This is a genomic window from Pauljensenia sp. 20925_1_34 (assembly GCF_041432775.1).
In the GTDB taxonomy this organism is placed as follows: Bacteria; Actinomycetota; Actinomycetes; order Actinomycetales; family Actinomycetaceae; genus Pauljensenia.
Genome location: NZ_JAPWAG010000041.1, coordinates 1 through 11,384, shown reverse-complemented (window position 1 = coordinate 11,384; position 11,384 = coordinate 1). Strand labels below are relative to the sequence as shown.

9 protein-coding genes, 1 tRNA gene and 1 pseudogene are annotated in these 11,384 nt (G+C 65.9%); 4 read left to right on the top strand and 7 right to left on the bottom strand.

Going from position 1 to position 11,384, the window contains the following annotated elements; genetic code table 11:
• Nucleotides 1-475 precede the first annotated feature (475 nt).
• The 6 genes from O3669_RS10440 to O3669_RS10415 form a co-directional block, all read right to left on the bottom strand.
• Nucleotides 476-1,990 (bottom strand): DUF1720 domain-containing protein, encoded by a 1,515-nt coding sequence (locus O3669_RS10440; RefSeq protein ID WP_371524739.1) that lies wholly within the window; start codon nucleotides 1,988-1,990, stop codon nucleotides 476-478.
• A 233-nt stretch (nucleotides 1,991-2,223) separates the two neighbouring features.
• Nucleotides 2,224-2,442 carry a hypothetical protein gene (locus tag O3669_RS10435; RefSeq protein WP_295920458.1) on the bottom strand — a complete coding sequence of 73 codons (219 nt, stop codon included), beginning with the start codon at nucleotides 2,440-2,442 and terminating at the stop codon, nucleotides 2,224-2,226.
• A gap of 334 nt (nucleotides 2,443-2,776) precedes the next feature.
• On the bottom strand, nucleotides 2,777-2,986 hold the full coding sequence (locus O3669_RS10430) for a cold-shock protein (RefSeq protein WP_295968226.1): 210 nt from the start codon (nucleotides 2,984-2,986) through the stop codon (nucleotides 2,777-2,779).
• 199 nt (nucleotides 2,987-3,185) lie between these two features.
• A complete protein-coding gene (locus O3669_RS10425; RefSeq protein WP_314770013.1) occupies nucleotides 3,186-3,986 on the bottom strand; it encodes an ABC transporter ATP-binding protein in 801 nt (266 codons plus the stop codon).
• On the bottom strand, nucleotides 3,983-5,011 hold the full coding sequence (locus tag O3669_RS10420; RefSeq protein WP_371524736.1) for a FecCD family ABC transporter permease: 1,029 nt from the start codon (nucleotides 5,009-5,011) through the stop codon (nucleotides 3,983-3,985). The genes O3669_RS10425 and O3669_RS10420 overlap by 4 nt, the downstream gene beginning before the upstream one ends.
• An 88-nt stretch (nucleotides 5,012-5,099) precedes the next feature.
• Nucleotides 5,100-6,233, bottom strand: coding sequence for an ABC transporter substrate-binding protein (locus O3669_RS10415; protein WP_371524734.1), 1,134 nt, complete (start codon nucleotides 6,231-6,233; stop codon nucleotides 5,100-5,102).
• A 244-nt stretch (nucleotides 6,234-6,477) separates the two neighbouring features.
• Between O3669_RS10415 and O3669_RS10410 the strand changes: the two genes are divergently transcribed.
• From O3669_RS10410 to O3669_RS10395, 4 genes are all read left to right on the top strand, one after another.
• Nucleotides 6,478-7,410 (top strand): 5'-nucleotidase, encoded by a 933-nt coding sequence (locus tag O3669_RS10410; protein ID WP_371524732.1) that lies wholly within the window; start codon nucleotides 6,478-6,480, stop codon nucleotides 7,408-7,410.
• A 72-nt stretch (nucleotides 7,411-7,482) separates the two neighbouring features.
• Entirely contained in the window at nucleotides 7,483-9,714 is a 2,232-nt protein-coding gene (locus O3669_RS10405) for a DUF2232 domain-containing protein (protein WP_371524730.1), read from the top strand.
• Entirely contained in the window at nucleotides 9,711-10,625 is a 915-nt protein-coding gene (locus tag O3669_RS10400; protein WP_295968210.1) for an energy-coupling factor transporter transmembrane component T, read from the top strand. Before O3669_RS10405 ends, O3669_RS10400 begins: the two co-directional genes overlap by 4 nt.
• Nucleotides 10,626-10,748: 123 nt before the next feature.
• Nucleotides 10,749-10,832 (top strand) — tRNA-Leu (locus tag O3669_RS10395).
• A gap of 212 nt (nucleotides 10,833-11,044) precedes the next feature.
• On the opposite strand, the pseudogene O3669_RS10390 reads toward O3669_RS10395, so the two are convergent.
• Nucleotides 11,045-11,384 (bottom strand): annotated as a pseudogene (locus O3669_RS10390) (transposase family protein); the annotation flags it as partial.

The following is an 11,384-nucleotide window of genomic DNA, read 5'->3' as shown; positions in this document are numbered from 1 at the left end:
TGCTTGTGGCGGCTGTCGGGGTTGTGGGGGTCTTCTGTGCTTGGGTTGTCTTCTGCTTGAGTTGTCTTCCGCTTGGGATCTATGTGGCGCCTCATGTTGTAGTTCCTCAGAAATGTCGCACGTAATTCCCCGACATGTATTTCAAACGTTGAAATCACATCGTTGGAATTCTGCGGTTTTCTCGATACCTATGAAAAGTTAGGGTACCCAAATTACGTGCGATTTTTGGTTGATGAGGCGCCCCAGGTGAACTCCTGTGTTCGGTCGTCATCCCACGACACTGCCCACGATCCCCGGGAGGCTTCGAACACCACCCCCACACCCCACAATGCGAAGAGCTGGTTTGCCGGCGAGGAAACTACGAGCGGGAGCCTTTCGGTGTGCCGGGAGGATCCCCGGCCTCGGACATGAACGGGGGTGGGAACCCTCTCGGATTCCCACCCCCGGTGCGCAGTTCACAGGCGTGCGCGGCGCGTCAGTTGGAGCTCTTCATGAAGTTCCACGCGATGACCAGCATGGCGCCGACCGGCTTGTTGGTCGTGGCCATGTCGCGCAGCTCGTTGGCCGAGACCTCGGTGCTGGAGCCCGCGAAGCCGCTCAAGCCGTTGACGGCGTCGTTGACCGCGGCGTCCGTGGCCTCGAGCAGGTTCAGGTTACCGACCGTGCCGATCAAAGACACGTGCCAGCCCTTGTCGCCCTTCACGGTAAAGATGCCCAGGCGCTCGGGGTTGACCAGGCCCTCCGTGAAGCGGACGGTCTGGCTCTGGGTCTGGGGGGTCGTGTTGCGCGAGTTGTAGCCGTAGGCGGAGTACTCGGGGTAGGAGTAGGTCACCGTGTCGTTGTTGAACTCAACCTTGTAGCCGCCGTCCATCGTGATGGACGTCGTGCCGAAGTTGACGACAGATCCGCCGCTCACCTTCGTGGACTTCAGGCCCCAGTTCACCTGGATGCCTGCGCCGATGTTCGCGGACGACGTGGCGGAGTTGGAGGAACCGGCGGAACCGTACACCGCGGCGACACGGCGCTCGGGCAGGTCAAGGAAGCGGTAGAAGTCCTTGTCGCCGATACCGGCACCGTTACGCAGGGCATCGACCATGCCGGAGACGGCCTCTTCCGGCGACTTCGCGCCCTCAACGTTGGTGAAGTCAGCGCCGTAGTTCGGCGTGATCGAGCTGTCCGCTACCATCTGCTCCGCGATGGTCATGGTCGGCGAAATGTACCACTTACCACCTTCCTTGACGGACACGAGCGTGAGCTTGTCCGTCTGGAAGAGGCGCTGCAGAATGTTGCCCGAGAAGGTGGATTCCTTCTCGATCTCCCGCTTGAAATCGTCGAACATCTTGGACTCGTCGGCCGTGAGCTTGTCGCCCTTGGCCTTCTCGTAGTTCTCGCGGAACTTGTCAGCCAGCTCGGGCTTGACCGTGACCTCGCCCTCCCACTTCGTGATTGTGATGAGGCTGAGATTGTCCGACTTCTCGTCGACGGTGTGCTCGATGGTGGACTTGCTGATGTCGATCTGGTCAACGTAGTCGGCCAGGGCCTCGGGGCTCATCAGCTTCGTCCAGTCGGCCTTGCCGTTCGCCTTGTAGTCCTTCTGCCAGAGCGTCGCTGCCTCGAGCTCAGAGGGAGCAAGAGCGGGAGCGAGGTTTGCCAGCTTGTTGGAGTCGAAGGCCGAGTTAATGGAGTTGGCCAGAGCGTCGGGGCTCGAGAAACCGCGCGCAGAGGCCGAGCGGGTGAGCGCGAAGGCGCCGCCGCCGATGACGACCAGGACAACGGCGACGATAGCTGCGATCAGCGCCGCGCCCTTGTTGCTCTTCTTGCGGGGTGCCTGGGGCATCTGACCCGGGAACGGACCGTTGGGTCGCACCGGCTGAGGCATCTGGCCCTGGTACTGACCGTTGAAACCTGCCTGCTGGGGGACCTGGCCCGGGAACTGGCCGTTTGGCTGCCCCGGGTGGGGAGCCTGGCCGCCGAAATTGGGGTTGGACACTGTGATACCTTTCAACCGATTGGAAGCTAACTTTGCATTCTGCCATGGTCGCATGGAGAAGGCAACCCCCTTGTGAGGCAGCCAATGTCGAGGTGGGGGCGGCGGCGTGCGTCTTTGTCACTTGCTCCTCGGCGCTGGGGAGGGGGCGAGAAAAGTAAAGAAAAAGCGCGACACCTCGGTGGTGCCACGCTGGTGGGGGAGGGGCGCGCGGAACTCACGCGCCCCGCAGTGTCTCAGGCGCGCGTACGGGCGATCGAGAGGATCGCGGGGGAGACGATCAGGGCGGTCAGGGCGATGACGACGGCCAGGACGGTCGAGGCGATCGAGCCGACCTGGAGGGCGGCGGTCATGCCGAGGCCGGCGAGGACAACGATCAGGGCGATGAGGACGGAGGCCGAGGTGGTGGCCTGGCTCATGGTGGGGGCGGTCTCAGCCTTGACGATGTTGTTCATGGGGTTCTCCTTATGAGTGTCTTCGCACGGATGCGCGAAGCGCGCCCCGCACGCCAGCGTGTTGTGTGGGCCGATTGGCCCGCGTCGCCCGGGAGGGCGACCGCATCAAAAAACGGGGCCGACTTGTGGTCGCCCCCGTTGGTGCATCACCAATTCTACGCTCAAGTAACCGCGCGGTCTATACCGCACAAGTGCTTGTTAGGGACCGCACAGGATGAAGTCAATAGTAATTAAAGGAAGGTTCTTGAGGGGGACAATCAGGGGTGGGAACGAGTGAGAGCCTGCCACTTCGTGTAAGTGTGCCCGAGTGGGCTATCCACTCGGGCACACGGTGTCAATTGGCTCGTGTCACGTTGAGAGCTTGGAGGCCCTTAGGCCCCTCGAAGACCTCATACTCGACCCTCTCGCCCTCTAGTAGAGTGCGTCGCCCAGATTGGCCGATGATGTTGGAATAGTGCACGAAGACGTCGCTGGATTCGCCATCGGGAGTGATGAAGCCGAAGCCTTTGGCGTCATTGAACCACTTGATGGTCCCGGTAGCCATGGGCACTCCTTCGTGTTCGCCCCAACGCTGGGGCACCGGTCGGTCCCGCCTGCAGGGATCGACGCAATCCCGCTCGCGCGCCCGGCGTCTCTCACGTACCCGCGCGCAGCGTGTGGAATCACACTCTTAAGGTACCGCATATTGGTCCAAAATGTGTCTCACCTGCGAAAACGTGACGAAGTATCGTGTCTGTCGGCCCCTAGTTCTGAGGTGTGAGCCGCACCGGTACGATGGCGCGCACGTCCTGGCCCTCGAAGGCGACGCTCCCGATCGCCACGTCCACCCCGAAGACGCTCGCAAGGGTGTCCGCATTCATGACGGAGGACGCGGGGCCGACCACGGCCTCGTGCGTGGAGGAGAAGAGCGCGACCTGGTCCGCGACGCGCAGGGCGTGCGCCGGGTAGTGCGTGTTCATGATGACCGCGAGGCCTCGGTCCTTCACGAGGCGCTCGAGCAGTCCCAGGACGATGAGCTGGTTGCGGAAGTCGAGGCCGGTCTCCGGCTCGTCGAGCACGAGGACGCGCGGGTCGGCGACGAGAGCGCGGGCGATGAGGATCATCTGGAACTGGCCACCCGACATGGTCGCGCAGGGCATCTCGGCCAGGTGGGAGGCGCCCACCTCGTCGAGGACGTCGCGGGCCATGCGCTCCTCGCGCGCGCCGGGCTGTGCGAGGGTGCGCATGTGCGGGGCTCGCCCGACCATCACCATTTCGAGGCCGGTGAGCGCCACGTTGGATGCGTTGCGGGCCTGTGGCACGTAGGACAGGACGCGGCCCAGCGCGCGGGTCGACATCGACGAAATGGGGGTACCGTCGATGAGGGTGCGGCCGCTGTCCCACTTCTGTAGGCCGATCATGGTGCGCAGTAGCGTCGTCTTGCCGGCGCCGTTGGGCCCCAGAATCGCCAGGAGCGAGCGCTCGGGCACCTCGAAGGACACGTCTCGCAGGATCGGGGAGGGCGCGCCCGGATAGGTGAAGGTCGCGTTTTCGACGCTGATCATCGCGCTCCCCCCGTCCGACGCAGCAGCACGATAAAGAAGGGGGCGCCGATGATGGCCGTCAGGATCGAAATGGGAATTTCCGAGGCCGACAGGGAACGCGCGAGCGTATCGATGACGATCATGAGCGCCGACCCGAGCAGCAGCGAGACGGGGATAACCGCTCGGTTGTTCTGTCCGCACAGCATGCGCGCGCAGTGCGGCACAAGCAGTCCGATCCAGCCGACCTGGCCGCACATCGAAATGACCGAGGCCGTGATGACCGTCGAGGCGACGATGAGGATCGCGCGCATGAGGGAGACGTTGACGCCGGCTGAGCGGGCCTCGTCCTCGGAGAGGGAGAGGATGTTGAGCTGCCAGCGCAGCGCCACGATAACGACGACGCCCGCGATGATGAAGGGGGCGCCCAGCGCGATCTGGTGGTAGGTGACCGCGGCGAGGGAACCCATCAGCCAGTAGGTGATCTCCGGGAGCTGGCTCGTGGGGTCGGCCGTGAGCTTGAGGAGTGAGAGGACTGCGTTCGCCAGAGCGGAAACGATGACGCCTCCGAGCACGAGCGTGATGACGTTGAAAGCACCCGTTCGCGTACGCGAAATCGCCGTCGTGAAAGCCATCGTCGCCAGGCCCGCCGCGAGGGCCGCCGCCTGTACGCCGATCAGGTTCCAATCCAACAGCAGAGCGATGACCGCGCCGACGCACGTGCCCGCCGCGACGCCCAGGGTGTCCGGTGTGGCCAGGGGGTTGGAGAAGAGCGACTGAAACGAGGCGCCGGCAACCGACAGGCCCCCGCCGATCAGGATCGCCACGATGATGCGCGGTGCCCGCAGGTCAAACACGACGGAGTTGACGCGCGGGGGCACCGCCGGGCCTCCCCAGAATCGCGCGCGCAGCGCCGCAACCACGTCCTCCAGGGACACGGAAAAACGGCCGATCAACATGGCCGCCGCCGCGCACACGACGATGAGGGCGATCAGCGTGGGGACCACCCACACGCGCAGTCGCCCGTTCCTGGTCAGCACAGATGTCATGATGTCCTCTCCCCGACGCGTAGCCGGGCGTATGGCGCACAAGGGACCCCGGCCTCGTCGATAGGGAAGACGAGGCCGGGGCAAGGTATCAGGACGCGGCGTCCGGGTTGATGATGGTGCGGGCCTGCTCGTCCGTGAGCGTGAAGTTGTACATCTTCTGGTAGTAGTCCTTCGTCATGGCTACGAGGTCAACGTCGGAGAACTGCTCCGGGTACAGGGAGGCGCCGATCCAGTTCGCCACGATCGGGGAATCCGGGTTGGGGGTGAACCAGTTCCACATGCCCAGGCCGGTGGAGTAGACGCGGCCGGACTTCACGGAGCTGAGGGTGGACAGGTCCACGCCCTCGACCGAGTTCGTCAGGACGGTGTTCGCCGTCATGTTCGACATTCCCTTGCCGGTGACGAGGAGGACCTGGGGATCCCACGTGAGGACCTGCTCGAAGGTGACGGGCGTGTGCGAGGTGTCGGTGTCGCGCGTGACGTTCGTGTAGTTCAGCGAGTCGGCCCATTCGTTGGTGAACCAGCCGTCCTTGCCGCCCGCGACCGCGAGCTGGCCGTCGGCCGCGCCCATGAGGACCATCGTCGAGACCTTCTGGTCCTCGGGAACCTTCGCGGTGCGGGCTCGGGCGTCGGCGACCAGGTCCTTGCCGAGCGCGATCTTGTCAGCCATGTGACCGTCCTCGTTGAAGACGTCCTCGAGGAGCTCCATCCACTCCGCGTAGGTCTCCGAGGGGTTGCCCAGCGTCGTGAAGCCGACGGCCGGGATGCCGGCCTTGCGGAACATTTCGCCGTGTTCCTTGTTGAAGGCGTTGTAGAAGACGACGTCGACGTTCAGGTTCAGGAGGGCCTCGGCGTTGAGCTCGCCCTTGTCGTAGTAGCTGGTGTCCACCTGCATCATTTCGGGCGCCATCTCGGCGGCGATCGTCTGGCTCATGGCCTTGACGCGGGCGGCGCTCATGCCCACCAGGTAGGGGGCCTTGCCGTCGAAGTAGGCCAGGTAGGTGGATTCGATGGGGATCTGGTCGATGGCGACGCGGGTGATTGTGGAGGGCAGGACGACCTCGTTGCCCGCGTGGTCGGTGATCGTACGCGTCGACGAGGCCGAGGCCTCCTGGGTGGTCTGCTCTGACTGGGTGGCGGAGCCGGAGCCGCCCGCGCAGGCGGTGAGGGCCAGGGTGGCGGTGGCCAGGATCGCGGTCAGGGTGGCGAGGCGGGTTTTCATTGGGTCCTCTCATGTGTTGTGGATTATGAGGGGAATACTACACAAAATTAGGTGCCCCTCACAAGGGTGAGTGTGGGGATATGACGCGGTGTTTTTTCCTTGGTTTCTCGCGGGTGCTGTCGGTGCGCGAGACGCGGCCACGGCCTCGTCGATCGTCTTGCGGGGAGAGGACGCAGATGTGCATGCCTCCTCGTAGCCTGACGGTGTCGGGCGAGGGGCCCGGCGCGAGTGGAAGGAGCGTGTCATGGGTGAGACTCTGGACTTGGAGCGTGCCCTCGTCGTCGGGGTGGCGTCCAGCGCCCTGTTTGACCTGGCGGAGTCGGACGCGGTGTTTCGCGAGAAGGGGGAGGAGGAGTATCGGGAGTATCAGCGCGAACATATCGATGACGTGCTCGAACCGGGCGTCGCGTTCCCCTTTATTCGTCGCCTTCTCGACCTGAATGACCTGTCGGATCGCGAGCGACTGGTGGAGATTGTGATCCTCTCGCGCAATGACCCTGAAACCGGGATGCGGGTGATGCGTTCCGTCGCGCATCATGGATTGGACATCACGCGCGCGATCTTCATGCAGGGGCGCGCCCCCTATCGCTTCATGAAGCCGCTGCGCATGTCCCTTTTCCTTTCTGCGAACGAGGTCGATGTGCGCGAGGCGACCGAGCTGGGGTTTGCGGCAGGTCACGTCGTTGGCCACGCCGCTGAGGACGATGGGGGTGCCGACCTGCGCATCGCCTTCGACTTCGACGGCGTGCTGGCGGGCGACTCCTCCGAGCGCGTCTTCCAGGACCGGGGGCAGGAGGAGTATCAGGAAAGTGAGAGCGCCCTGGCCGAGGTGCCGCTCGAGCGCGGGCCGATGGCTGATTTCCTGGAGAAAATCAACCGCATCCAGGGGATTGAGGACGCTCGCAGCGTGAGTGATCCCCAGGGTTTTCAGCGCCGCGTCCGCGTCGCCGTCGTGACGGCGCGCAGCGCGCCCGCCCACGAGCGGGCGATCAACTCGATCCGGGGCTGGGGGCTGCGCGTCAACGACGCCTTCTTTCTGGGCGGACTCCCTAAGGGGCCCATCCTGGAGGCGTTGCAGCCCCACATTTTCTTCGACGACCAGCGCCGCCACGTCGACGGCGCCTCCCCCTCAACCCCGAGCGTCCACATCCCCTTCGGGAAGATCAACCGGGAGTAGGGGCGTCGGCGAACCTTCGGGTCGCCCGGCCCGGCGGTCGCAGATGTGGGCGGGGCCTGGGAGACTAGGCACATGAGCAACCACGCGCGCGACGCCCGCCGCCTCACCCCCGTCGAGGTGGCGACCGCCGGCGCGCTCTCGGGCCTGGCCGTGACCTTCGGCCTCATAGCCGCCGTTACGCCCGTGTTCCAGCTCTTCTTCCAGGTAGCCACGGCCGTCCCCCTCGCCATGGTCTCCCTCAAACTACGCCCCCGAGCCTCCGTCGCAGCCTTCGCCTCGACCGTCCTGCTGGCTATCGCCGTCGGCGGATTCGCCACCGCCGGGCGGGCCTTCCAGGCCGCCCTCATCGGCCTCATCATCGGCTTCCTCCACAAGAAACGCGCCTCCTGGCTCAGCGTCAGCGCGGTTGCGGCCGGCCTCGGCCTCGTCTGGGGGGTGGGCACCGGCATCGCCTTCTGGATCCTCGTCGACCTGCGCAACCTCGGCTTCGAAAGCATCCAGAAGACCCTCAACGGCTTCCTCAAGCTCGTCGGCCAGATCCCCGGATCCGGCTGGTTCGTCGATGCCGGGCACGCCTTCGGCCAATGGGTCGTTGACTACTGGTGGCTGTGGCTCCCCATCACACGCTTCATCGGCGTCGCCTTCCTGGTCCTCGCCGCGCGCTGGCTCCTAGGCGCAATCCTGCGCCGCATCACCCTCGACGCCGGATGGGACCCCCTCCTAGACGCGCCCACCCGCGCCGACGCCACCCCCGCGGAGAGGGGCGGGCCGGGGGAGGGGAGCGGCCCCGACGAGGCGGCCACGGCCTCGTCCCCCCTGCCCCTGACGCTCACCGACGCCGCCTTCACCTACCCGGGCGCCGACCATCCCGCGCTGCGCGGCGTCACCCTCAGCATCGAGCAGCCCGAATACGCGGTCGTCGTCGGGCACAACGGCTCCGGCAAATCCACCCTCGCGCTGCTCCTCGCTGGTGCCACCCCCGGCGAGGGCACCCGCTGCGGCGGAGGCATGCTCGGCGCGGTCGGTGGCACCGCCCTGGTCGGGCAGCGCTCCGAACTGCTCGTCCTTGGCCAAAACGTCGCCGAGGACATCACCTGGGGCATGAGCGCCGCCGACGCGCAGGCCCTCGACATGGACGCCCTCCTCGAGCGAGTCGGGCTGGCAGGCCTGGCCGACGCCGACCCGCGCTCCCTCTCCGGTGGGCAGCTCCAGCGCCTCGCCCTCGCGGGCGCCCTCGCGCGCTCCCCGCGCCTGCTCATCTCCGACGAATCCACCGCCATGATCGACCGGGCGGGCCGCGCCGCCATGCTTGAACTTCTCGCCGCCCTGCCCGCCTCGGGCATCGCCGTCATCCACATCACGCACGACCCCGCCGAAGCCGCGCGCGCCGACCGCGTCATCACCATCGACGGCGGGCGCATCGTCTCCGACGAACGCCCCGGGCAGCGCACCGCCCCCACCGACGAGGCCGAGGCCCCCTCCCCGGGTTCGCTCCCCCCACGGGGAGCACCCAGCGTGGCGAGGCCCGAGGATGGCGTGACCCGTGAGCCGGCCCAGGCCTCGTCCATTGGGGCACATGGCGAGCGCGTGTGGGGAGCCCCCACCCTTATTAATACAGAGCACCTGTGGGCCGACCGAGTAGCGCACACCTACGACCTGGGCACCCCGTGGGAGAAGCCCGTCCTACGCGACGTCAGCCTGATTCTCGACCCCGGCCAGGCCATGCTCATCACCGGAGACAATGGGTCGGGTAAGACGACACTGTCGCGCATCCTCACCGGGCTGCTCGAGCCCACGTGGGGCAACGTGACCCTCGGAGGGACGCCCATGCAACGGCGCGTCGGCGACGTCGCCCTCTCCATGCAATTCGCGCGCCTCCAACTCCAGCGCCCCTCCGTGCGCTCCGACATCCTCGCCGCCGCTGGGCACGGGCCCGGCGTGGGCAGCGGGGGTGGGCGCGCCGCGAAGAAGGGGCTGAGCCGCGAGGACGGCGACCGAATCGTCGCACAAGCCATGGACCTCGTCGGGCTTGACCCAGCCCTGGCCTCGCGCAGCATCGACGACCTGTCCGGTGGGCAGATGCGACGCGTCGCCCTGGCGGGGCTGCTGGCCGGCGAACCGCGCGTCCTCATCCTCGACGAACCCATGGCCGGGCTCGACATGGCCTCGCGCGACCTGCTGATCTCCGTCCTCGAAGAGCGCAGGCGCGCCGGGCTGTCCATCCTCGTCATCTCCCACGACCTCGAAGGCATGGACGCCCTGTGCGACGCCCACCGACACCTGCGCCAGGGGGTGCTCGCATGAATGACCCCTACTCCTCGTGCGGGGCGACCGGCCCCGGCGGCGGTGCCACCAACGGTTGGTTTTCTGCGGATCCCGATTCTCGCCGCTTCTCCGGTTCTGGTTCTGGTTTGGGCGGCGAGGTTGCGCGCCGTCGCAAGCCGCGCAGGGCCTCGGGTTTCCCCTTGCCTCGGCCCCTGCCGTGGCCCACGGTCCTCGGGCGCGCGTGGCCCGGCACCCTCATCGCCTGCTGGACCACGTTGACCACCTGCGTCATCCTGCAGCCGCACTGGACGACCCTCGGGATCGTCGGTGCCCTCCTCGCCGTCGCCTCGATCGCCATTCGGCTGCCGCTCAGCGTCGCCCCGCGCCCGCCCATGTGGATGATCTCCGGTTTTATCGGCGGCTGCATCGGTGCCTGGCTCGGCGACGGGCTCGAGGTCTTCCTGCGCATCTGCGTGCTGGCCATCGTCGTCCTGTGGGGCTCCGCCCTCATTGCGTGGGTGACGCCCACGGCCGCGCTCGCGGGCGCGCTGCGCGTTTATGTGCGGCCCCTGCGTTTCTTTGGGGCACCCGTGGGCCAGTGGTCGCTGGTCATGGCCTCGGCCCTACGAGGCCTGCCGATGCTGCGCGACCAGGCGCAGGCCGTTCTCGACACGGCCAAGCTGCGCCTCGGTCGGGACATTGCCACCCTGTCGCCCGGCGGCTACGTGCGCCTGAGCGTCGACGTGATCACGGCGGTCCTGTCCGCGACATCGCGGGGGGCGGCCGAAACCGGGCGAGCCATGTCCATGCGCGGCGCCCTCGAAGCCTCGGGCGGGGGCTGTGAGAGCTCGCCTCGGAGTCGCACCAGGCTCGGATTGGTCGATGCCTGCGTTATCGCTGCGACCCTGTTGGGTGTGGCTGGCGTCGTTGCATGCGCGTTGATGCGCTAGGGTGCGCGTCGATTTTTTGTTGCAACTACGGGCATTAGTGCCCATTGTGGTGAAGTATGTGTCCTGGGTCATGCTGCGCTGATTTGACGTGGGGCCTCAAAACCCCCTATTCTTTCTGGGTACGCGCGAGTGGCGGAATAGGCAGACGCGCACGGTTCAGGTCCGTGTTCCAGTGATGGAGTGGGGGTTCAACTCCCCCCTCGCGCACGATGAAACCGCAGATCCTTCGGGATCTGCGGTTTTTGTTTTCCCTGGTTGCGGCGGAGGTGCCGCCGTACCGATTTGGGGATTGAGGGTGTGAATCCCACTGTCGTGGGTTTGATGAGGTAGTCGATGTTGCGGAAGCTTTGGCATCGGTGTGCGTTGTGCTCCGTACGTTGTTTCAAAAACGGGTTTCATCAAACGGAACAAAACCTGGGACACTTCATATCCCACCCCAGGCCTAATGACTTGGGTGCAGCGGCAACGCTCATCCGATTTAGGCAGAGTCGTTGCAGGATCCAGTGGGTCACCTGGTCCGTGGTCTTTGAATTGTCGGGCGCGCAGGCAAGGCCAGCACGGAAGATCTTCTGCAAGCAACGCTTGTTGGTGCACCGGTAGCGTGGAAGGCGCACATGAAGTTGTTGGGTGGCCGACGATGGGCAGATCGACCAGGCTGCGGATGACGTGGTCGCGGAATACTCCAGGCTGCCCGCAGGTAGGGCATTCATTGATCGGCTCGACGGGTTCGGCTTCAATAACAGTGACGTCACCGTTTTC